The organism is Streptomyces sp. H39-C1 (genome assembly GCF_027158125.1).
Classification (GTDB): Bacteria; Actinomycetota; Actinomycetes; order Streptomycetales; family Streptomycetaceae; genus Actinacidiphila; species Actinacidiphila fildesensis.
The window spans coordinates 87015-109349 of record NZ_JAPVLS010000023.1; the positions used below are offsets into that span (position 1 = coordinate 87015).

Annotated in this window: 22 protein-coding genes; 13 read left to right on the top strand and 9 right to left on the bottom strand. The window is 70.1% G+C overall.

Annotated features, from left to right (window positions below):
- Positions 1 to 48 precede the first annotated feature (48 nt).
- From O3W51_RS17595 to O3W51_RS17630, 8 genes are all read right to left on the bottom strand, one after another.
- The gene (locus O3W51_RS17595; RefSeq protein ID WP_269286670.1) at positions 49 to 1146 is read right to left on the bottom strand and encodes a C40 family peptidase; all 1098 of its coding nucleotides are present in this window, start codon (positions 1144 to 1146) and stop codon (positions 49 to 51) included.
- The gene (locus O3W51_RS17600) at positions 1143 to 3452 is read right to left on the bottom strand and encodes a hypothetical protein (RefSeq protein WP_269286673.1); all 2310 of its coding nucleotides are present in this window, start codon (positions 3450 to 3452) and stop codon (positions 1143 to 1145) included. The genes O3W51_RS17595 and O3W51_RS17600 overlap by 4 nt, the downstream gene beginning before the upstream one ends.
- Positions 3449 to 5995 (bottom strand): ATP-binding protein, encoded by a 2547-nt coding sequence (locus O3W51_RS17605; protein WP_269286675.1) that lies wholly within the window; start codon positions 5993 to 5995, stop codon positions 3449 to 3451. Before O3W51_RS17605 ends, O3W51_RS17600 begins: the two co-directional genes overlap by 4 nt.
- Positions 5992 to 6594: a hypothetical protein gene (locus O3W51_RS17610; RefSeq protein ID WP_269286677.1), complete on the bottom strand. Its 603-nt coding sequence runs from the start codon at positions 6592 to 6594 to the stop codon at positions 5992 to 5994. The genes O3W51_RS17605 and O3W51_RS17610 overlap by 4 nt, the downstream gene beginning before the upstream one ends.
- Positions 6591 to 6911, bottom strand: a complete 321-nt coding sequence (locus O3W51_RS17615) for a hypothetical protein (RefSeq protein WP_269286679.1) — start codon at positions 6909 to 6911, stop codon at positions 6591 to 6593. Before O3W51_RS17615 ends, O3W51_RS17610 begins: the two co-directional genes overlap by 4 nt.
- Before the next feature lie 35 nt (positions 6912 to 6946).
- Positions 6947 to 8044 (bottom strand): conjugal transfer protein, encoded by a 1098-nt coding sequence (locus O3W51_RS17620; RefSeq protein WP_269286682.1) that lies wholly within the window; start codon positions 8042 to 8044, stop codon positions 6947 to 6949.
- Positions 8041 to 8280, bottom strand: coding sequence for a hypothetical protein (locus tag O3W51_RS17625; RefSeq protein WP_269286684.1), 240 nt, complete (start codon positions 8278 to 8280; stop codon positions 8041 to 8043). The genes O3W51_RS17620 and O3W51_RS17625 overlap by 4 nt, the downstream gene beginning before the upstream one ends.
- Positions 8281 to 8411: 131 nt before the next feature.
- Positions 8412 to 9278 (bottom strand): hypothetical protein, encoded by an 867-nt coding sequence (locus O3W51_RS17630; RefSeq protein ID WP_269286686.1) that lies wholly within the window; start codon positions 9276 to 9278, stop codon positions 8412 to 8414.
- A gap of 687 nt (positions 9279 to 9965) precedes the next feature.
- On the opposite strand from O3W51_RS17630, the gene O3W51_RS17635 reads away from it, so the two are divergent.
- The 11 genes from O3W51_RS17635 (at position 9966) to O3W51_RS17685 (ending at position 20130) form a co-directional block, all read left to right on the top strand.
- A complete protein-coding gene (locus tag O3W51_RS17635) occupies positions 9966 to 10418 on the top strand; it encodes a hypothetical protein (RefSeq protein ID WP_269286687.1) in 453 nt (150 codons plus the stop codon).
- Between the two features lie 64 nt (positions 10419 to 10482).
- On the top strand, positions 10483 to 11550 hold the full coding sequence (locus O3W51_RS17640) for a DUF6292 family protein (protein WP_269286689.1): 1068 nt from the start codon (positions 10483 to 10485) through the stop codon (positions 11548 to 11550).
- A 1233-nt stretch (positions 11551 to 12783) separates the two neighbouring features.
- Positions 12784 to 13158: a WYL domain-containing protein gene (locus O3W51_RS17645; RefSeq protein ID WP_269286691.1), complete on the top strand. Its 375-nt coding sequence runs from the start codon at positions 12784 to 12786 to the stop codon at positions 13156 to 13158.
- A 252-nt stretch (positions 13159 to 13410) separates the two neighbouring features.
- Complete coding sequence (locus O3W51_RS17650; RefSeq protein ID WP_269286693.1) at positions 13411 to 13758, top strand: DUF3846 domain-containing protein; 348 nt, start codon at positions 13411 to 13413, stop codon at positions 13756 to 13758.
- A gap of 83 nt (positions 13759 to 13841) precedes the next feature.
- Entirely contained in the window at positions 13842 to 14147 is a 306-nt protein-coding gene (locus O3W51_RS17655) for a hypothetical protein (RefSeq protein WP_269286695.1), read from the top strand.
- 272 nt (positions 14148 to 14419) lie between these two features.
- On the top strand, positions 14420 to 15796 hold the full coding sequence (locus tag O3W51_RS17660) for a hypothetical protein (protein WP_269286697.1): 1377 nt from the start codon (positions 14420 to 14422) through the stop codon (positions 15794 to 15796).
- A 316-nt stretch (positions 15797 to 16112) separates the two neighbouring features.
- Positions 16113 to 16772, top strand: a complete 660-nt coding sequence (locus O3W51_RS17665) for a hypothetical protein (RefSeq protein ID WP_269286699.1) — start codon at positions 16113 to 16115, stop codon at positions 16770 to 16772.
- Between the two features lie 115 nt (positions 16773 to 16887).
- Positions 16888 to 17436 carry a hypothetical protein gene (locus O3W51_RS17670; RefSeq protein ID WP_269286701.1) on the top strand — a complete coding sequence of 183 codons (549 nt, stop codon included), beginning with the start codon at positions 16888 to 16890 and terminating at the stop codon, positions 17434 to 17436.
- A gap of 268 nt (positions 17437 to 17704) precedes the next feature.
- The gene (locus O3W51_RS17675) at positions 17705 to 17842 is read left to right on the top strand and encodes a lariocidin/triculamin family lasso peptide core domain (protein WP_269286703.1); all 138 of its coding nucleotides are present in this window, start codon (positions 17705 to 17707) and stop codon (positions 17840 to 17842) included.
- A gap of 179 nt (positions 17843 to 18021) precedes the next feature.
- The gene (locus tag O3W51_RS17680; protein ID WP_269286705.1) at positions 18022 to 19173 is read left to right on the top strand and encodes an asparagine synthase-related protein; all 1152 of its coding nucleotides are present in this window, start codon (positions 18022 to 18024) and stop codon (positions 19171 to 19173) included.
- 87 nt (positions 19174 to 19260) lie between these two features.
- On the top strand, positions 19261 to 20130 hold the full coding sequence (locus tag O3W51_RS17685; RefSeq protein WP_269286707.1) for a GNAT family N-acetyltransferase: 870 nt from the start codon (positions 19261 to 19263) through the stop codon (positions 20128 to 20130).
- 241 nt (positions 20131 to 20371) lie between these two features.
- Here O3W51_RS17685 and O3W51_RS17690 read toward each other — a convergent pair whose 3' ends face one another.
- Positions 20372 to 20581, bottom strand: coding sequence for a hypothetical protein (locus O3W51_RS17690; protein WP_269286709.1), 210 nt, complete (start codon positions 20579 to 20581; stop codon positions 20372 to 20374).
- A 1074-nt stretch (positions 20582 to 21655) separates the two neighbouring features.
- Between O3W51_RS17690 and O3W51_RS17695 the strand changes: the two genes are divergently transcribed.
- Together O3W51_RS17695 and O3W51_RS17700 are read left to right on the top strand one after the other, a co-directional pair.
- Positions 21656 to 22042 carry a DUF3846 domain-containing protein gene (locus O3W51_RS17695; protein WP_269286711.1) on the top strand — a complete coding sequence of 129 codons (387 nt, stop codon included), beginning with the start codon at positions 21656 to 21658 and terminating at the stop codon, positions 22040 to 22042.
- A complete protein-coding gene (locus tag O3W51_RS17700; RefSeq protein ID WP_269286713.1) occupies positions 22039 to 22272 on the top strand; it encodes a hypothetical protein in 234 nt (77 codons plus the stop codon). The genes O3W51_RS17695 and O3W51_RS17700 overlap by 4 nt, the downstream gene beginning before the upstream one ends.
- Positions 22273 to 22335: the final 63 nt, after the last annotated feature.

Consider the following 22335-nt stretch of genomic DNA (forward strand, 5'->3'; position numbering starts at 1 on the left):
AAGTAGCGGAAAAATGTTGTGGGGAGGCCGCGCGCCGGCGGCCGGGGCTCACCACGCCACGACCCGGCGGACCGCCACGGCCCGGGTGATGTTGCTCGTGGACTGCCGCCAGGAGGCGTAACTGACCAGACGTGTCTGCAGTCCAGTCCTGGGCGCCTCGAGGAGCTGGCCACCCCCCACGTAGAGACCGACGTGTCCCGGGCTGCTCGTGGTGCCGTCGGAGCCCGCGGAAAACACCAGGTCACCGGGGAGCGGTGCGTCGGGACTGACTGCGACACCGGCGTTGACCTGGTCGAACGTGGTGCGCGGCAGGTTCACGCCGGCGGCGTGGTAGGCCTGTTGGACCAGGGAACTGCAGTCGCACTGATGGGCCGGGTCGGAGCCGAGACCGTGGGTGCAGTCGCCGCCCAGGTGATACCAACCACCCCGCTGCTGCAGAGCCCAGGCCAAGGCAATGCGGATCTTCGCGGGGGCGTTCGCCGGCAGCGCGTACTCGGCGGGCAGCTGCTGGGCGCCGGTGGGAGCGGTGTACTGTGCGGCGCCCGCCATGATCGTGCGCACGTACTGGTAGGTCTGGCCGGATGCGAACTCCTTCGGAGGAACGCCCCGGTAGCGCTGCACAGCGCCCCAGCCCGCGTTGTAGCCGGCCAGGGCCAGCTCGATCGGCTGCCCGGGGTAGCCGGAGGCGGTCGCCTGCTGGAGCAGGCTGCACATGAACTTGCCCTGGGCGGTGATGGCGTCCGCGGGATCCCAGACGTTGGCGGCGCCGTCCCCGTTGGCGTCGATCTTCCAGGTGGTCCAGGTGCCGGGCATGAACTGGGCGATGCCCTCCGCGCCGGCATTCGAGCGGGCGGTGGGATTGAACCCGCTTTCCTGCTGAAGCTGGGCGGCGAGAACCGGGGCGGGAAGCCCGGGGCACGCGGCGGCAGCGCGCAGGACCCACGGCTCATAGGCTGCCGGCACGCTGCCGGGCTTCAGGGTGCCGCCACCCGTTCCCACCGGGGCGGTGCGGGAACGGGCGGCGGCCTGCAGAGCGGCGTTGCCGGTCCCGGTGGCCACCGCGATGAACAGCACCAGAACCCCGAACAGCGCCAGAACCGTGGTGAGCGCGACGCCTCCGCCGACCGACCAGGCGCGGCGGCTCACGTGCTGCCGCCGCGCGGGCGGGGCCGGAGCGCGGGCGCGCCGGGCGGGGTGCGACGCTCAAGCCGCCGGCGGAGCTCGGCCTGACGGGTGGAGTGGGGCGGCGGGGTGGAGGGAGGGACGGGAGCAGGCACCCGGCGTGGCCCAGGGCGCGGAAGCGGCAGAGGTCCAGGGCGGCGCGGCCGCGGCCGCGGTGGCGTTCGGGGCTGCGGCGGCGACGTGGGCTGCGGCGGGTTCGTGGGCTGCGGTGGCATGACCAGCTGCGGGGCGGCCGGGCGGTAGGGGCCAGCCTGCGTCGGCGGCCCTTGAGGCTGCGGCTGCGCCGGCGGCGCGGTGTTCGGGCCACGGCCGTTGGGGCGGTGGTGGGGGCGGGGAGCAGGCCGCGGACCGCGCCGTGGGGCCGCGTGCAGGCGGCGGGCCAGCCGCGCGCCGGTGCCGCGCATGGTGGTGGCGGTGCCGCCGCTGATGGCCAGCGCGCCGAGCGTGAGCGCACCCCGCCCCAGCGCTCCGCTGCGCTGGCTGGAGTCGTCGCCGTAACCGGCCCGGAAGATCGCCTTGCCGGCACCGCCGACCCGGTTGCCGTCCATGCGGGTACGGAAATTACCCGCAGCGCGCCGTGCCGCCTTCGCGACCTTCTTGCGATAGATGAAGGCCGCGATGCACACGATGTCGAGCACGAGGAACCGCAGGGCCAGGCTGCCGAGGAACGCGTCATCCAGGGACGGGTCCAGAAGGGTGGTGATGAAGACGAGGAACACCGCGAGCAGCAGCACCGACATGATCAGGGTCTGGAAGACCTTCAGCAGGTTGGCGCACCACTGCCACAGCAGGGTGCGGCCACCTCCCGGCAGGGTGCCGGCGACCAGGACGCCCTCGCCGCGGATCGCTTCCAGCGCGATGCGGCACTGCGCGGCCAGCAAACTGCCGGCCAGGCGGCAGATGAAGAAGGTGACGATGAGCGCGGCCAGCGCCACGAACAGCGCGCCGGCGAGCTTGTCGACCGAGGCCTTCTTCGCGGAGGCGACGTCGCCGGGCACGCACTTGGCCTCGAAAGCCCCCATCGGCGGCTTGCCGTAGTGGTCCTTGACCCACCCGCCGACGATGCCGACGACCTGGTCCGTGCCCCACTGCTGAATCCCCGTCGGGTCCAGAGGACTAGGGGCACCGGTGAGGCGGGAGAGCGAGTCGTGGTCCTTGATCCACTGGATGTTGCTGTCGGCCTGCCGGTCCCACGCCAACTGCTGGATCTTCGCCTCGGCGTAGGCCTTGGAGCAGTCCCGGTCGAAAGTCCTGCCGTACTGCAGGAGCTCGGCCGGTTTCACGATCAGGGCATCGACCAGGCTGTCGCTGATCGGCCGGGCCAGGGCGCTGACGTCGTTGGTGGAGACCGGGGAGCGGGTACCGGTGGCGTGGCCGCTGTTGATGATGATGCCGGCCACTTCCAGGCTGAATCCCTGGGCGGCCCCGAGTATCCCGCCGTTCTCGCCGCCCATGAGCTGCTCGGGCGGAGAGACCAGCGCGGTCGCACACAAGGCGGCGATGACGAGGGTGAGTGCGGCTTCGCCGACCCCGCGGACCCGGTCGCCGACCATGATGTGCCACGCGCACACCGTGGCCGCGACCACGAGGAACAGGCCCGGCAGGCCGAGTTCCACGATGACCTGGGAGTGCAGGCTGGACGCGATGGCCAGTACCGGCTTGAGGAGGATCTTCGCCAGGCCGAAGCTCAGCGCCCAGGTGATCAGCCAGCACGCGAAAGCGATCATCCACTTGGTGGCCGCGAAGCAGATCTCGATCAGGAATCCGTAGACCTTCAGCGACCAGTCGGTCAGGCCGCCGGTGTCCGGGTTGATCGTGTAGACCTGGATCGGGACCCCGTACTGGTCGGTGGTGTTGAAGACGCCCAGCACACCGCCCTCATCCGGGAGCTCCTTGCGCAGCTGCTCGGTGGCCTGGTCCATCAGCACCCGCTGCGTCGCGGCCGAGAACGCTTCGCTCAAGTCCTGGGCCTGCTGCAGGCGCTTGGTGATGTCCTGGTCGCTGATGCGGGGGAGACCGCCACCCCCACCCGCGCCTGACGCGGCGCCGGGGTCGGGGGTGCTGCCGGCCGTCGGCCCCGCCGCCGGTGTCGGGGCTGTTGTCGGTGCTGGGCTGGTGGGAGCGCTGGTCGGACGGGGCGCGGGCGTCGGGTCGGCGTGGGCGTTGCCAGCAGTCCACAGCACGGCGGTGAGTGCGGCCAGGGCGAGCAGTACGGCGATCTGTCGCCGGCCGAACGCACCGCGGGTCGCTGCCTGCAGTCGGCGGATCATGAGGTGCTCCGGCCGGGGGTGGAGTGGATCTGCTCCTGTGCCTTCGGGTCGGAGGGCATGAGTACACGCATCGTCCCGACCCTTTTGTTGAGGTCCCGGTACAGACACTCGCCGGCCCGCGCCGCTTTCTCTTCGGCGGACAGGTCCATCGGAGACAGGCCGGTCGTGACCAGGTCGACCAGGTTCCGGTCGGTGGAGTCCAGGCCCAAAAATTCCAGGCCGCGCACGGCGAGGGTTTCGTCGGTCTGCCGGAACAGGAACCGGTGCGGGATCAGACCGCGCAGGACCGCGCCGAGATGGCTGTCCGCAGGCCCGATGTCGTAGGAGTCGTGGGTCCCTAGCAGCGCCCCGGCACGGTGCTTGCGGCCGTCGCGCAGCTGCTCCAGGAGCAGCTCTTGGCCCTCGGGGGAGGAGGTCAGCCACCAGCACTCGTCCCAGACGCTGACCGCGAATTCGTCCTTCGAGCCGAAGGTGATCTCTCGGCACAGTGCGGCGACCAGGTACATCAGAGCGCGGCCGATGATCTTTTCGGTCTCCATGCGCTCCATGCGGAACTCGCTGTCCAGCTCGCTCTTCTTAGGCAGCTGCAGGGAGCTGACGGAGAAGACCACGCTGTCCGCGGTGACGGTGGCGATCGGCGGGAGCGATGGGTCGAAGATGACCCGGGCCAGGTCCTCCTCGGCGGCGGCCGCGAGCTTGCGGGCCAGCATGCTGGCCGTCGCATCGTGGGCGCCACGTGCGGCGAGTTCTGTGGTCAGAGCCTGCATGCTCGCTCCGTCGCGGGACAGCACGGCCTTGATGGCCTCGGTCAGGACGACGCCCTCGATGTCCATCGGCTTGATGCCGAGCAGCAGCGTCAGGAAGCTCTTTGTCCGCCGGGACCGCTGTTCGGGGGCGAAGATCCGCAGCGGGTCGAGGGAGATCTCCGCGGAGTCATCCACGGTGATGACCTGGGTGCTGCCGGGACAGGCCCGCGCGAACCGCTCCCACTCGCGGTCCTCGGTGCGGTCCACGACCACGACCCGGCCCCGGCTACCCGGCCAGTTCACCCGGCGCCCTGCAGCCAGCACCGAGAACATGGCTGTCTTCAACCCGACCGACTTGCCGGCGCCCAGCTCCCCGATGAACGCCGCGCACGCCGAGGCATTCTCGGCCGGACCGCGGCTGAAGTCGACCAGGACGGGCCGCTCACCGCCGCCCGTGAGCTGCACCCCGTACAGCGGGCCGCTGTCGTCGCCGAGTTGTGCCCCGCACCACGGCATGGCCATGGCCCAGTCCCGCGCCAGCAGGTACTGCGCATACGAGGCCAGGACCTTGGGGGCGCGGGTGCCGGGCAGCATGGCGTACCAGAGGTTCTCCTGCTCGCCGAGGGGACGAGCCAGCGTGTAGTCGGCGCCTCCGAAGTGGTGCTGCACGGCCTCGGCGCGGGCGTGCGCCTCGGCGGGGGTCGGCCCCCACACGCACAGCGTGACCATGGACCGGATATCGACTTCCGTGTGAGACGAGGCCAGCCGCTCCCGGTTCTCCGCCAGATCAGCCACCGCCTCCACCTGCGTGGGCGGCACCCCGGTGGGCTCGTGCTCGTACTCCTTGTCCTGGTGGGCGACGTTGCGGGCGCGCTGCTTGGTCCGGCGCAGGGCGGTCGCCCCGGACGAGATCGCCAGCCGGCACGTCCAGTCGATGGGGAAGTCGAAGTCGTCCAGGCTGGCCAGGTACTCGCTGCCGGGGAACGCGAAGCGCTTGGGCATCTGGGCGAGCGCGAGCAGCGCCTGGTACGCGGTGCCCCACTCGGTCGTCACCTGCAGATGCCGGTTGGCGAAGGGGTTGCCCGGCATCCGTCGGCCGTTGTGCTCCTCAACCCTGGGGCGGCCTCCCTCGGCCAACAGAACCTCCGCCAGAGCGGCCACCCCGCGGCCGCGGCCCAGCACGGGCTGCTCGTCGCCGGGCGCGGGCAGCAGCGGTTCCACGGTGCCGCGCCGGGCGGCATGCCCGTACATCCACAAGATCTCCGCCTCGGTAGCCGGTCGCAGACCCACCCCGGACGGCCAGGTCGCGGCCAGCGCAGCGGTCTGAGCGATGCGCCGGTCCTGCTCGCTCGCGCTCACCCCGGCGGGCACCAGACCGAGCGTCAACGCCAGCCCGGCCCGGGTGGCGTCCGCCAGGTCAGCGAGCGTCTGGAGGCGGCCTCCGGCCGGCAGGGGAACGGCCAGCCAGTCGGTGCGCGCGGACAGCTCCATGCTTTCCAGCTGGGTCAGCACCCGGTCGGCGAGGTCCTGGTATTCCTGGCTGCGGTCCAAATCGACGTCGGCCGTCATGGCGCGCACCACGCTGCGCGGATCCACCTGCGGGCACAGCGACAGCAGGATCGGCTCGCCCCCGGTCGGGAGCGCCTTCACGAACGCTTCGATGGTGCGCAGCCGGGACTTCTTGGCGGTTCCTGAAGAGTGGGAGTAGTTCGCCGCGCTGACCCGCCAGATTCCCCACGCGGTGCCGTGCGTCGTCCAGCAGATGTTCCCGGCGACATGCCGGATCGGGAGTTTCACAGCCGTGCTCCTTGTCGTGCGCGTGCGGCCCGTTGGGCGAGCAAGGCTTGAACCCCAGACACCACTCGGGGCGGGGCCGGGACCGGCGCCGGGGGCGCGGGGGAAGACGGAATGGCGTGAGCGCTGGCGGCCTGTTCCGGCTCCACGCTCAGTTCGCCAGCGGACCCGTCCGGCCGGGCCGTAGTGGTGAAGTCGACGGTGGCGACCGGGGCGATCCGGCGGGGCGGGCGCTGCTGGAAGGGCCGACCGTGCAGACGGCCCGCTGCCGGCGCACCGGCGCGGCCGGCCAGACTCACCAGTGCCGCCAGCGGGTTGCGGTGATCGATCTGAACCCGCCCGACCGTCCACCCCACCGGGAAGGGGACCGCCACCACGACCGCCGCGTCCAGCAGCGGGTTGGTGCCCCACAGCGGGCGGGTCACCACCAGCAACACGAAACTCCCGACCATGACCGCCAGCTGCGTCATGGTGTACGGGCCGCCCGGGATCCGGCCGCCCGAAGCGAACCGGCCCACCGCCAGCGGGAAGCGGCGCGCCTCGGTGTAGCAGCGCCCGACCAGCTCTTCGCTGTCGTTGGTCGTGGTAGCGGCGGCGCTCATCGTGCGCCCGTGCCCAGCGGGCCGCCGTTCGCCGTTCCCGCGCCCGAGGTGGTGCTGATGGTGTTGGAGCGGTTGATGTCGTCACCGGTTTTGTCGCGCAGCATGTCCATGTGCAGGGCGCCCCACCACACGGCGCAGCCCATGATGAGCGCGACGATGGCGGCCGGGGTGGAATGCGTCTTCCACCACGTGAGGATCACGCCGATCAGCGCGATGATCGGAATGACGATGTAGAGCAGGAATGTCTTGAACTCGGTCCCGAGATTGGTGCCGGTTTCGATCCAACCGGTGGCCAACGTCTGGGGGAGGGTGTGCATCGGTGTGCTCGCTTTCTCAAAGGGGCGGCGCGCGGTCAGCGTGCCGAGGAGGACGGAACAGTTGTGGGGACCGGGGCCAGTGCGGGGACGGGGGCGGCGTTCAGCGCGGTGATCTCCCAGCGGCCGGCCCGCGCGGTCAGGCTCAGCGCGTAGGACAGCGGCGTGCGGGTGCCGTCGCCGCCGGTGGCCCGCACCGTCACCAGCACGTCCTGCCGCGTGCCGTCGTCCGGCACGCGTGACCCGGCCGTGTCAGCATCGGCTCCGACGCCGGCGGCGGCGATCTGGTCGACGGCCACCGCGGTGTAGGGGGCCGGGGTGATGCCGGTCATCTGCACCCCCGGGGTGAGGAAGCGCGTCAGATCACCGCCGGCCAGATAGGCGGTCAGGAACTGGCCGACGGTCTGCACCCGCACGTCACTGGCGGCTGCGGACTTCATCACCCCGTACTCCAGCTGCGGGGCTGCGGCTTGCCCGGGTGCGGCGACCTCGGCCGGGGCGGCCAGCGCGCTGTAGCCGAAGGGCACTCCGGCCGCTGACTCCCCGCTGGAGGCGAGAGCGACCTGGAAGTACCGCACGCCGGGACCCGCCGCAGCCGGTGTCCCCGTGGCGCCGGTCGTGGTCGGGCGCGCATCGGGCTCGATCACCCGCGCGCCGACGGTCACCGACCACAGGCCGCCACCCAGAGCGATCGTTCGCACGGTTGCGATCTGGGTCACCTGCCGCCGACCCGGCGCCCCTTCGAAGTTCACCGACCGGGCGCCGGGCCAAAAGGCCGCCAAGGCTGCCTGGTCGCCCTCGCCGGCGGACACATACTGCGTGACGAACAGTTCGGCGAATCCCGCCGGGCCCGTCCCCGCCGGGGCCGGGACACTGGGCTGCACCGTTGCCGGAGGCAGAGCGCCGCCGGCCGAGGCGGGAACGGTCAACAGGGCCCCGACACCGAGCAGCGGACCAGCCACAATGACCGCCCAAGCCGCCCACCGTGCCAACGCGGCCCGGTTCGCCGCCGCACCGCTGGTCATCGACCAGCCGCCGACCACCGGCGACGCGTCCCACTCGGCCTCCCCGACCACACCCTCCTCGACCCACTCGGGATCCACCGCGCGCTCGCTGCGCCGCCACCGCCGGCTCATGAGCACGCCTCCCCGCCGCGGCCGCCGCGGGTCAGCTCCGCGATCCGCGCCCGCACGACCTCGGACGGCAGCATCTGCAACTGCGCGTAAGACGTCAGGGCCTGCCCGGCATCGGCCAGATAGGCCTGCACCGCAGTGACCGTCTCCGGCGCGAACGGGTGACGGACCAATGCCACTGCCGCGCGCGTCGCGAGGTTGCGGGCTGCCACCAGCTGCCGTTCCTGCTCCGTCGGCACACCCTGTTCCCGATCTTGTTCCGACCCTGTATTCACCGTGGTCGCCCCTCCTGTGTGATGTGTCCTGGCGTCGGCTGATCCGCCGCCAGACGTCAGCAAGTCCCGGCCGCCGTACCGCGGCAGGTGGGTTCTCATGCGGTCTGCTCCAGCCAGCGCCCCGCCGACTGCCGCAACTGGCCCACTGCGCGCGAGCGGCGTCGACGCCATGCCGCAGGGCGCACGCCCGCCCGCCGGGCCGCCAGCTCGTCCGGCACCGCCGCCTCCTGGTAGTGGTCCGCGATCGCGGTGACGCCGCTGGTAGTCAAGACCCGCTCAGACAGCGCCCACAGCAGCAGCTCGACCACTTCGCCGCGGGCGCCGACCAAGTCCTCTGGAGCGCAGGCCAGTCCCGTCAGGCCGCTGGCCGCTGCGGCGGCAGCCATCTGACTGCGCACCGCGCACTCCTCCGGTTCCTGGCCGGGGTCAGCACTCGCATGGCTCACGCCGAGGGGCGCGTGGCTGGTCTCCGAAAGGCATGGTCCGTCCCACCGCAGCTCCCGGATGGCGTGGTGCACGGTGTCCATCAGTAGATTCGCGGCGATCTTGATGGGCCTGCGGCTGAGCGGATAGCGCCGGACCACTTCGAACAGCGTCGCGACAACGATGTGAACGACCTCGGCAAACGGGCGGTCGGACTTCTGCAACCGGTGGGCGGTGTTGATCGCTCCGTTCAACATCGCCTGCATGACCACCCGGGCAGCCAACTGCCCCGCCTCGCCAGGAACGATTGCGTACTGCAGCAGCGCGCCCATCCACCAATCGGTGTGGTCGCGCCCCAGGCAGCGATCGCGGTACTTCAGCTCCGTGAGTAGCGCGGCGAGATTGGACGGCGCCTCACCCGGCGCGAACACGCCTGCATCGACCAGCCAGCCGGTGACCGTCGCCGTCTTCGAGACATCGGCGGACAGCGCCGACCACTCGGCATTCAGTCGGTCGACGGCGTTGACGGTGTGGATCACGGCACGGCCCCTTTCGGTTCATGTGCCGTGAACTCTCCTCACCACCCCTTGCACTCTTCCTTGCAAAAATCGCCGTTTTTGCAGGTCAAGCGGTTGCACTTTTCAAATCACCCGCTTGGTCGAGCCGAGTGCAACCGGACAAGCGGTTGCACTGGACTCGATTGGCAGGGAAAGGCACCACCAGGCGGGCGCGTACACGTCGACCACCGCTGCCGCTGGAAGCCCGCGGAAAGAGCTCGTCGTCGCGGCCCGGTGGCACGCTCTGCTCTGGAACGAAGCCGGCGCGCTACATCTCGGGTTCGTTGATCATCGCCCTGGCCAGCGACCGGGCGGCGGTTCAGACACGTACGGCAAGTTGCGCCGGGCCAACGGCGGCGGTCACCACGGCAGCGTCGCTGCGGGGAGGAACTGCCAGCTGGGCAGGCTCCGGGGAGGGCGTGCCTGGCAGGGAACGTAAGAGGCCGGCGCCCACTTCCGCCGAGGCGGGTGGCAAGGGCGCCGGCCAACCGAAAACACACACTCCGCGGGAGAACCCGAGAGGCGGTCTCGTCATGGAGTCTAGCCGCCCGACACGGTGGTGGGTACGTGCATCCTTGCCGTGAATGACGTAAGGGGGGTATTGTTTTTTCGGTGGAGCGTTGTGGCAGCGCACCACCACCGAAGACACCCAACCGCAAGGAGACCCGCATGCCCCTCTACCGCACCCAGCACGCCCTCGACGACCGGGTCCAGGAAGTCGAGGCACCCGCCGTGGGCCACGCCGCCGCCCTGGCCGCAGTTCACCGAGCGCGACTGGCCTGGCCGACCACCGCCGCGGCCGCCACGGGCGAACTCGACCAGCTCGCCGCCGCGCTGGCCGACGCCGGCGTCATCGTGGAGCGCGACGGCCAGGACCTTGTCCTGCCGAGCCTCGCCAGCGGCCCGGAGCAGGCCGGCATCTGCGTGCACACCACGGGCCACACTCCGCACGCCCTGTACGTCATTACCGCCGACGACCTGGTCCCGCTGACCCATGCCGGGGGAGTCCTCGTCTATCTCCAGCCGCTTATCGACGCCGCCACCCGCGGCTGCGAGGGATGCGGCGCCGACCCGAACGAGCTCTGCCTCCCGAACTGCGTGCCGAGCCCCTCAACCACGTAACACCCGATCCGGGCGGGACGCCGGCAACGGCGCCCCGCCCGCCCCGTGATGGAGAAGCCTCAAGATGATTCGCGCTGGCCGCCGCAAGTACGCGCAGACCATGGCCGACCTGGCCTCAGCGCTCGGCATGCCCCTGGGCACCTTCCGCAACAAGAAGCCCCACGCCCAGGAAGGCCACCCTGCCCCGATCAGCTCCCCGAAGTCGCGGGCGCTGCTGTGGGACAGCGAGCAGACCAAGGCCTTCTATGCCGGCAAGCCCATCCCGCAGCTCCCGGCCGCGGACAGCGACGAGGACCTGCTGGACCGTCACGAGGCGGCAGCCGAACTGGGGGTGTCGCCGGCCAGCTGGAACAAGTACAAGCATGATCCGAAGCTGGCCGAGCATGTTGTCCGGATCCCAGTGAGCAAGGCAGGCGAGGAAGGCACGGAGCACTGGCCGCGCAGCGTGGTCCGCGCCTTCAAGACCGCACGCCCGGGCAAGGGTCAGTCGCCCACCTCCGGCCGGCCCAAGGGCAGCGGCGACATGGTCCCGCGCGAAGAGATCCTGCCCCGCATCGCCGAGCTGCTCGACGCGGACCCGGCCGTCACCGCGGCGGTGGTCGTCGACGAGCTGAAGGTCGCCTCGACCACCGCCATGAGCGGCCTGGCGCAACTGCGCGGCCGGCGCATCGCCGACCTCCTCGAGGCCGAACCGCGGCTCACCGCCGAGAAGGCAGCAGAACAGCTCGGCTACCCGGTAGTCGCCCGCCGGCGCGCGTTGGCGGTCGCGGTGGCCGAGCAGCGTGCCCGCCAAACACACCCGTACCTGCAGCACATCGCTGATGCGCTGGCCGAGGCAGGCGCCGCGGAGCCGATCGAGGTCGAGGTGCAGCAGCTGCCCGGCGAGCACCTGGCGGCCGCCGTCCCGCTCAGCGCGGATCAGCCCGCACCCGCGCTGGTCTGGGACGAGCGCTACGGGTGGCGAACGGCCAACAGTCGACGCCACCCGCTCGGCAAGGAATCCGGAACGGCACCCGAGGGGGAGGGGATCCGCTACCTCGGCAGCGGCCCGCGGCCGGCGCCGGCCGAACTGCTCGAAGCACTTACTGACGGACGCAAGGGCTCCAAGCGGCCCAAGTCCTTCGCAGGATGAGGACACGCCGGCCTCCTGCTAGCTGAATGAGTGTGCTTCGACGCTCAGCCTCCCGGCCCCACTCGAAGGCGAGCGCTTCAATTCAGGAGGCCCCATCACCCGCGGGCTGAGGCAACGGCAGCCACGACAGGGCCAGTCAAAGGCGGTGCAACGCCGCCGATCAGGGCGCCCAGCTGGTTTCGCGGCAGGTTTCGCGGCAGGTTTCGTAGGAGGTTTCGTAGGAGGTTTCGTACGGGGTTTCGCGGCAGGTTTCGCCGCCCGTCTCGGCGCCCCGGCGTTTGCGCAGGTCACCGGGTGAGTGCAACCGGCTTTCCCGGATTGACACCTCTTCCCGGTATACCCGGGAGAGGAATCTGTTCCCCTTCCCGCCGGGCGAGCGGTGCTCAGCGCAGGAGCCAATACAGCCATTCCTACTTCCTGTCCTCCTTCCCGCTCTGCTGCCCCCTCCGTCAGCGCCGGCCGGGCCCATCCCGGACTTCGGAACCGGGAAGGGTCGCCGTGCGAACGGCAGTCGCGGATGTAGAACTGCTCCTCGTCAGCGATGACCCAGCTGTTGGCGACAGGCGCTGACGACAGCGGGATCCAAGCCGCTGTTCTTTGCCCAGGAACAGACGATCGCACTGTCGTAGGTGGCGTTCGGATGCTGGGTAGCCGTCCCGCGCCGCGACTGCGAGCGAGGAGCAGCCTGGACCGGGTGGCCTGCCGGATGGCCCGGGCGCTTCACCGTGCCTCGGTACGGGCGCGTGCCGTGCGCGATGGGATGCGCGTGATCGGCTGGCTCACCAGAGGTCGCCTCATGCGAGCTTCCGTCAATGGGTGACGCGCTATCGGGGCCGACCATTGCGAGCTCCGCGTGAAGGGGAGCCGGTACCGGCTCCGGCCAGGTCTCCGTAGCGGCAGGGGAGGGGCGGCTTGCCGGGACCAGGTCGCGGCCCGTCTTTGTGTTCAAGGGGGCTACTGAGGCGCAGCCTGCCGTCAGCAGTACTGCGGCGAGCGTGAGCGGAATGTATCGGCGCATCCGCCCACGGTTTCGCATCGAGGGCGAGTTGCACCCTGTGGCGCGCCTCATTCACGCCCACGGGTGAGCGAAATAGTTGTCAGCAAAAGCGGCTTGAGCAGGCGTTTCTCTTTCTTCTGTGATTCACATGGGATATAGTTGTCTCATTGGTCGGCGGTGGCAGCCGGACAGCACCGAAAACACCACTTCGCAGGGAGATCCCAGTGTTCAACACTATGAAGCGCACCGCCCGTCAGGCCTCCACCCGCACCCTGGCCGACCTGATCCGCGCAATGGACGGACAGCGCGCAGTGACCATCACCTACGCCAAGGCGGACGGTGAGGCGTCGGTGCGCACCATCGAGATCTACGACATCTGCACCACCAGCGCCGGTCGTATCCTCATCTGCGCGATGGACCGACTGCGCGGCGAGCGGCGCACCTTCCACCCCGAGCAGATCGAGTCGTACACGGTCCACCGCATCCGCTGCGAAATGACCGCCCCCTCCGGTGAGATGTCCTCCCATGCGGCGAAGACGGTGGGCCGATTCATTGCCCTAGAGCTGAACCGCGATTACCTGCGCGCGGGACGCGTCGCGCTCGCTGCATAGCGCTGCAGGGCCCGCCCTTGCCGGGCGGGCCCTGCCACATGGACACCCTCGGCCCCTGTCTCTGGCGGGGGTCATTTCCCGTTCGGCGCAGTTCCCGAAAGGGACTCGGGGTGGCCGGTGAAGGCGAAAATTCGTGAAAGGAAAAGCCGAGGCACGCCCCCGAATGTGGCGCGAGCGGGATATAGTTGTCTTGTTGGTCGGCGGTGGCAGTCGCCCAACACCGAACACGCACCCGCGAAAAGGGAGTCATCCATGAACCGCACGCCCGGCGCCTTGCTCATCACCCCCGAAGCGGACATCATCCCGATCGACCTGCCCGGCTCGGACGACCGATTGGTGGTCATGCGGGCCGTGATCCGCTGCGAGCGCGTGGACGTGGTGGCGCTGACGAACCGGCTGGACATGTGGCTGGACGACGAGGGGGTTTACAACCACCCGGTCAACAAGGTTGCGACCCTGCTGGCTATGCGTTTCGGCTTTGCATGGCAGGAGTACCACGGCCCCGTATTGCTGACCGGTGGAGCCGACTCCGAGGGGGAAACGGTGCCGCTCAGCAAGGACGGGCTCCTCGGGCTGCTCACCAGCCTCGACGAACTCTGATCCCCCGGCCGGAACGGCCTCGCGGCCGTTCCGGCCCAGGTGCGGCCCCGCCTGGCAACCTCACCCTCCGAGAGGAGCTCAGCATGTCGGTCACCTTCACTGCCGAACTCGCCGGAGAGCCGGTCGATATGGCGAACTCCAACGCCGCCCGCGTGCTGGATACCCTCGGCTACTCCGAGCCGTATGGCGATGAAGATGCTCGGCTCTTCCTGGGCAGAGTGCTGATCGCGCTTGCGCTCGACCCCGAGGACGCCGGACGCCCGGCCTTCACGGACGGGCGCTTCACCGACTGCGGTCGGCCCCAGGGCTACACCGAATCGCGGCTGCATGAGCTGCGTGAGCTCGCCGAATACGCGCAGGTCCAAGGTCTGCGTATCACCTGGGGCTGACCCTGCCCCGCCGCCGTTGGGGCGGGGCAGGGTCAGCCCCGGCCGGGGCGAGGACTCGGGTTGGCCCGATCGTCGGCGCCAACCACGCCCGGGCGATCCAGCGGGGCGTGTCCCCCAACGCCTTGCATCTGCGCGCACGTGCGAACTCCGGGATCGAGAAATACGCGGCGCGCCCTTCCCTCTCGTGACAAGAAAAGGATATAGTTGTCTTGTTGGGTGGTGGTGGCAACCACCCAACAGCCGAACCGCACGCACCGAACGAGGAGATCCGCATGGCTCACACGGCAGGCACCCGAGGCGAGATCGACATCGAGAGCTCGGCGGTCGCCCGCATCGAGTACGAGGGCCTCACGATCGAGACGCGCCCGGTAGCGGAGGACCAGGGCGAGGAGTATCCCCGCGTGGCCTACGCGCTCAACGGCGAGTGGGACGTCGACGGCCGGCCCCTGTACGGAATGCCGGGGCAGTCCGCAGAGTCGGTCGTCAGCGATCTGAAGCGGTCGATCACCCAGGTTGACGGCACGTTCTCCCCGTACGTCCGCGCCCACTGGTACCGGCCTGGCACCGTCGAGCCGTGCCCGCGCACCAAGGGCGCCGCCTACGGGCAGCACATCAAGCCGGTCGGCGCCGTGTGTCCTGAACTGCGCTGCGTCAAGGAAGCACGGGTCAAGGCCCGTCGCGCGGCCCGCGCAACCGGTATCACCGCCTCATCCATGTCCAACCTGCTGGCCCGCGGCGGATTCACCCGCGCCGAGCTCCGCTCGGACGGCACCCCACGCAGCGAGGGATTCAGCGCAGAGGGAGAGCACCATAACCGACGCGTGGCCATCCTGTGGCGCGGCGCAGGCCTGGCCGACTCCCTCGCGGGAGAACTGCCGCAGATCGCCGAGCACCTGCAGAGCAAGGGCTTCCGGGTGGAGGTGGCGGTTTCCGGCCGCTACCTCGTCGTCTTTGCCCGGGGTGCCGCAGGTACCGGGGACCGTGAATACGCCCCGAGCGCGGCCGGAGCGGTCGTTGAAGAGGTAGCCAGCGTTCCCGCGCCGAACGCCCAGGGTTGGCAGGTCCAGTTTGCGCGGCGTGAGCTCGCCGCCCGGACCGACATGGTCGACGTCGAGACGGACGACAAAGACGCGCTGGACGGATTCCAGGTCCTGGCCGACAGCCAGGGGGTGATGGTGCTCCGCGTCCAGCAGGGCGCTCGTGACCCGCGCAAGGGAACCGCAGCTCGCGAGCGATGGGATGCCGCCCTGGATCAACTGGAAGCGGCGCTGGCCGCGGCCGGATTCACTCATCTGTCGCGGAACCGCGTGCGCGTCAGCGCCCGCGCTCCCCGTCCGCAGGCGCCACCGACCGTCGCCCGCGTCCAGGCCGTGGGCCGACCCGACGAGTTCGCCGAGCGCGTCCGCTTCGCCGCTGCAGGCACAAACAACGAGCCGGAGCGCCCCTACGACCCGGACCAGGTCGGCGGAGACGTGATCCTGCACGCCAACTTTGCTGGCGCGACCCTGTATGTCGTGGACGCCGCAGGTACCCACGTGGGGCGCGGGTACCGCGACCGGGGGAGCGCCGCGGAAGCGCTGGCCGACTGGTACGGCCTGCCCCTGCCCATCCAGATCATCCAGGAGCCGTCCAAGCGCGACTGGACGTAGTCCCTGAGGCCGAGTGCCGGCCCCTTCCGCGCCGCCCGCCCTCCGTGCGAAATCCCGTCCGCGGAGGGCGACCATCCCGGCGCCCGGGAAATCTGACGCTCCGTGGACACCTTCGGCCCCCGCCTCTGGCGGGGGCCGTTGCGCGTTCGGGGCGCAGCTCCCGAAAGGGAAACGGGGTGGCTGGCGAATGCGGACGTGGAGGAAAGGGCCGTGGAACGCCCCTGATTGTGGAATGAATGGGATATAGTTGTCTTGTTGGTTTGACGGTGGCAGTCGACCAACGCCGAAGACCGCAATCCAACCCAGGAGAAACACCGTGACGATCGAACACCCCGACCCCTACGCGATCGGCTGCTTCAGCACCCTGCACCCCAACCGACTCGTCACCGAGTCCATTGGCGCACGGGGCATCCGCCGCAACCTCACCGAGCTGCTCCCCGGCCCCGCCCCGTACGCCACTGTCCCGCTCGCCGACGGCGTAGAGCTGCACTACCAGCCCGGCACCCCGGGCGCGCCGAACCAGGTCGCGGCAGGCCTGGCCGAGCTGTTCGGTTTCGACGGCCACAACATCCGGGGAGTCGTCCACTTCACCGGCAACAGCGCCGAGACGGACTCCGCGCCGGGCATGGACGACGAGACATTCCACGCCCTGTACGAGGGACTCGCGGAGATCTGCAACGGTCTCGGCGTGCGCCTGTGGCGCCAATTCCGCCCGGATGAACTGGTCAGCGTCCACTACGACGACTTGGCGCCGGGCGACGTCTTCTGGTTCGTGAACACCGCACGTCGCTTCATGGGATTCCGCGACTTCCCCGCCGACAGTCCCACGCTGAAGAGCATCCGTGATGCCCGAATCCTGTTCTGCGAGGACGGCTTCGAGATCACCGCCAGCGGCTCGTTCACCGAAAGGGCGGACCGTGCCCCGGCCGGGTACTGGCAGCGCACCGGCAACCAGCTCCTGCCCGACCGCCGGTGACCACCCCCGGGGCGGCCGCCGCACCGGCCGTCCCGGGCTGCCCCGCCCACCACCTCCGCCCGCCGGCCCTCCTTCCTTTTCCTGGGGCCGGCCCATTCCCACAGGAAGCCCCTCCATGAGCCACGCCAGCCCCAAGCGCCCGTACGCCAATCTTGCCGAGTGGGACGACGTGCGCGCCGCGACCCATGCCACGGGCCAGCGCATCGCCCACGTCATCGCCGACACCCTCCGGCTGCAGTTCCCCGCCGCCGCCTACCTCGTCATGCACCGCTGCGACTACTCCGGGGATCTGTACCTGGACAGTGTCCGCGACGCCCGCAGCGTCTACGTCTGGGACTTCCGACAGGAAGGCGGCCCCGGGCGTAGCTACGCGCCGATTCCCAGCGAACTTGCCCAGGGCGGCTCACTGCTCGCCGCCTGGGGCAGGCGCGACCCGACCAACCCCGCCCACCTCCAATTCCTGCTGCAGGAGCTCGACTGGGCCGGGTGCGGCTTCGACGTCCTGCCGGATGATCTCGACGGCGCGGCGGGTACGGATGACCGGTGGGATGAGACCAACTCGCCGGAGCTGTGCCTCCTGCTGTCCGACCAAGCGCGGCCCGCACGGTGGGACCACGACGCGCTGCGCCCCTACAGCGCGGTGCGTCCCGCCCCCCGCGCCTGACCACTCGCCACGCGTCTCGCCAAACCCCAGCCCAGTCGTCGCTCTCCGCCGCGCCCGGAGGCTTGCGCGGCTGCCTCGCCTGCCGACCGAAAGCTTCGCGCTCCGAGGTGACCCCGAATGTGCCCAATCAGGCTCTGAGCAGGAGATTTGTTCGCGGTGAGGGGCGTTCCCAATAGACATCCGTGATGCATGGATGGTATAGTTGTCTTGTTGGTCGGCGGTGGCAGCCGGTCAGCGAAACCGAATCACACACAAGGAGTTGATGTTCATGTCCACGAAGTCGAAGCCCGGTGACGGTACCTACACCAAGGGCGCGAAGGGCCTGCCGTACGGGGAGTCCCTGCGCGGTGCTGTGACGGTCGCGCGTGACGTGGTCCGGAGCCTTCAGGCGCTCGCCCAGAAGTGATCGATCCCCTAGCGGCAAGCTTCCGGAGTGGGGACGGACGGACAGCGGGCAACCCGCTGGATCTGTCCGGCCCCGCTCCGGCGGTCGATCTGCATGCGGTCGGGCTGCTTCTGGCCCCGCCTGCGCTGACGGGGGAGTTCTACCCCGTCAGTCTGTGGCGCGGAGTCGAACGACTCCCTATGCGCCCTGTTGTTCCTGCTGCGCATCCTGGCGGTCTGCGGGCCACGTTCGCCGCTTCGGTGGCCGGGCTGACCGAGCGGGCGGACACGATCGGTGTCTCGGTCTCCGGTGGTCTGGATTCGTTGGCCACGCTCGTGCACGCCTGCGCGGTGGCGGACGGTCGGCGGGTGATCGCGTTCACCGTTGCTCTCACGGATGACCAGGGCCGCTCGTGCGTCCCGGTGGTCCGCAAGCTGTTGCGGGATGTGGGACTGGCTCACGTGGAAGTGGAGGTGATCGACCCTGCCCGGCACTGGGTGGACCCGCGCTGGTCTGCCCACGGGCCCCGGCTGGATGCATTGCCGGGTCTGAACGCTGCGGTGGCGCAGCGGGCCGTGTCACGCGGCGTGGAAGTGCTGCTGTCGGGTCTGGGATCGGACGAGTTGTTGGGTGTGCCGCGCTACGCCACGGCCCCCATCGCCCGGCGCTATGGCTTGCGGGCGGCGGCCCGCTATGCCGGGGACGTCGCCCGTTCCGGCCCCGGGCTGCTGGGGGAGGCACTGGCCGTTGCGGCGCGCGTGATGCCCGCGCAAGCGAGCGCAGGCGCGTACTGGGCGGCGAACTGGCCGGAGTGGTGCGACCCGCAGGCGACGCCGGTTCTGGCGGAGCCGTACCGGGGGAACGCCACGCACTGGGCCCGGTCCTGGGTACGGGAGCAGGTCTCCGGCCATGCCGGAGCCGGTCGATCCTGGGTGCAGGCAGACGCGCATGACGCGTTCTACCCGCACGAGGCGATGGGCCCGGCGGGCGATGTGGTGGAGGCGTCACCGTTCCTGACGGAGCAGTTCCTTGCGGCGGCCTTCGCGGTGCCGCTCGCGGACCGCTACCGCCCGGACCTGCCGTCCGGGTACTGGCGCTGCAAGTCCCTGGTCCTGTCGCTGCTCCCGGACCGCGCCATCCGGGCACTGCCCCGGACCAAGCAGTACTACAGCGCGGCGATGGCCCATGAGGCCGCAGGACTGGACACCAGCGGCCCACTGCTGGTGACCGAGACCGGGTTGATCGACCGCGCGCACCTCGCGCGGGAGACCGATACGGCCGTTCTCCTGGTCGTGTCCGCGATCGAGCGATGGCTGATCGGAGCCATCGAGCACGGAGCACGGATCAACTGACACACCCCAACCGGTGGGGGCGGTACGCCCCATGGCGCACCGCCCCCACCCTGGACAGAAGGGACTTACCCGGTCATGGTCGTATCCGTGAGCACCCCACTCGGCGTCACGCTGCGCCCGTACACCCCGGCCGACCAGACGGCCGTTCTCCGCCTGATCAACGCCGACCGCCTCCCTGGCCAGCCGCCGACCACTCCCGCGATGCTCCATCAGGCGCTGGAGGGCCGCTCGCCGGTAGATGCGCAGTGGTGGGCCGCACTGGACCAGCCCACCACCGAGGTGGTCGTGGAGGACACCGGGGCCGTCTTCGGTGTGGTGTCCTACGCCGTCCGGCCCAAGGACGACACGGGGCTGATCCTGTGGCTGCACTGCAGTGAGGCCGCCCGGACCGCCGATGTGCTGATCCATCGCGCGGTTGCCGCACTGGGGCCGCGCCCGGTCCAGGCGTTCCAGATCGCCTCCGCGCTGTCTCTGGGACTGGAGGCGTTGCCGGTCCGGAACCGTGCGGTCACCGATGAGGCGTTGCGGCGGGCGGGGTTCACCGGCGAGCGGCTGTGGCGGTACATGCGCGCTGCTTTGCCCGCCCCCGGCCTGCCTCACGCCGCTCATGTCCACATCGGCTCCGCTGATGACACGGGTAAGAACGCCCGACGGCTGGAGATCCGCGACGGCGCCGACGTGGTCGCGGAGGCTGTGGTGGGCCCGCCGGTTGAAGGTGTCGGCGTCTTGTGGTGGATCGAAGTGTCAGCCTCCGCACGCGGCCAAGGGCTGGGGCGCGCCCTGCTGGGCTCTGCCCTGGACGTCTTGACCGGGCTGGGTGCCACCGAGGTGATTCTGTACGTCGACGACGACGCTCCTGCGGGAGACGACAGGGACCGGACCGCAGCGAACCGGCTCTATGAATCGGCGGGATTCATCGAGATCGACCGACTCCACTCCTACACGCGCGCACCGTAGGCGTCGCCGATCGACCAAGGGGGGGACGAGCCCGAATGGGCACGTCCCCCCTCGCGCGACTTCCGCAGATTCCGGCCCGGCCCGCCGCAGTGACCTTGGCCAGCCGGCCGTTGGGCAGGTCGGCCTCATCCTTGTCGAACGTGTCCATGAGCAGCCGCCGGCCCCGGGTGTGCTGGATCCGCGCCGCCGCGCAGACCCGGCACACCCGCACGCATCCGGGTGAACGCCCCACTCGAGAAGGTCAGCGGTACAGACCGGCGAGAGTCTCCAGAATCTTCGGGATGTCCGCAGGATTGGTCCGGAGCAGCACCAGGCCCACGATCGCGGCAATCGCGAGCCGGGTGAGCCCGGTCTGCACGATGGCGGGGACGTCCGCCGGCCGTGCCTTGCGCACCGCGACGAGCAGCACCGACACCAACGCGATGAGAACGACAAAAACAGGAATGGCCACGACGGACCCTTCGGTATGGCCGAACATCAATTTTCGGCTTCAGACCTTCGCGGGGCTCGAGAGCCCGCGGACAGGAAGAAACCTGTACGGGTCGTACCACAGCACCGCGAGGCAACGGTCACGGAAGCGCCAAGACGCCTCGTCCGTGGGGTTTGCCGCACGGTCGGCGGTATTGCCTGGCCCAGCAATCGGGGCCCTGCTCGCAGCGTAGAACCAAATCGCCGAAAGCTTCCCCCCGGTCCCCAATGCGCGGCTGGGCATCCGGTGCGTGGCTACCGCCCGGCAGTTGGGAGGGCACCGGCCTGCTCGAGGGAGCCCGTCACCCGGGGACAGCCGGCGCAGCACCCTGCCGGCGGCCCCCAGGCGCCCACCTGGCGGGCTTCCACGGGCGCAGCGGGCAGAGGCGCAGCGGCGCGGTAGTAGGTGACGTGCGGCAGTACGCCCTTTCTCCCTGGGGCGGGGCGCCGCGCAGTCCGCGCCGCCCGGCGGGTACGGGTCCGCTGTGCTCCCCCGTGTGTTTGTGACAGGTTCAGTTGGCCCCAGTTGGGCGGTTCGTTTTGGCTCCGACAGGCGTTCGGCTGTCGGGCTGTCGGCGGGCTGATGCACAGGCATGGCCAGCAAGAAGAGGCCGTAGGGGGCCCGGGTGAGCCGTCGGCTGCCAGTTCGAGGGTGGAGCCAAATCAACTTGTCCGAGTGGGGCCAACTGAACCTGTCACAGACACCCGTGCCGCCTCCCCGCGTGCCGGGCCTCCGCTGCGCTGCGGCCCGGACCGAGCGCTGCGCGCTCTCACGCGCTGCGGGAGTGGCAGCCGGGGCCGGCGCGCTGCGCGCCCCGGCCCCTCGCCCCGCGCTGCCTCCTCCCTTGCCTCCGACGCTTCGCGCCGGGGTGGCAACACGCCCTGCACGGTGCCCCGCCCCAGAGCCCCGAAACGGCACCTGACGTGGGAAAACAATGCCGCGAAAGGGCCGTACCCAACCCCAATTTGTGATTCGTGAATGGTATAGTTGTCTTGTTGGTCGGCGGTGGCAGTCGACCAACACCGAAAGCACACCCTCCGATCAAAGGGGACACCTATGCCCATGGCCACTACGGCTGTTGAGACTTTCGCACTGTGGGTCTCGCCCAGCGGCACATTCCGTCTGCTGCCCTGGGACGCCGCCATCACCCCGGACGACGCGCTGTGCTGCAACATCGCGCGGCCGGTTGACCTCACCACCCAACTGATCATGTGGGTTGATGACGACGCCCTCCTGCTTGACCAGCCGCTGAACGGCCCCGCCTGCGCGCTCCTGAGCACCTACGAGGCCTTGCCCGGACCGTATTTCGGGGACGTCGTCTTCACCGGCTCCACGGACGCCCAGGGCAACATCCTCGGACTGACCCAAGACCAGGCCCTCATGCTCGTTGACCGCTATCTCCAGCGGCCCGCGCTCCTGCCCCGCCCGCGACACACCACATGAGCGCCCCCGCCACCCAGACGTTCACGGTCATCGGGCTGCGCATGGACATCGACTTGAGCGAACTGCTCATCGCCGCGGTTCTGCCCGGCCCGGTCGCCGACGACGTCGTCTGCCTGCGCAGCAGCGAGGACGAGTTCACCCGGTGGGCCATGGAGTTCGACGCGACCGACGCCGACGCCGCAGCGGCCAGCGCGTACGCGCACTGCCAGAACGACCCCGACTGGGACTAACCCGACCCGGGGCGCAGCCCACCGGCTGCGCCCCGGCCCCAAGCGGCGGGGGAGTGGCACCCC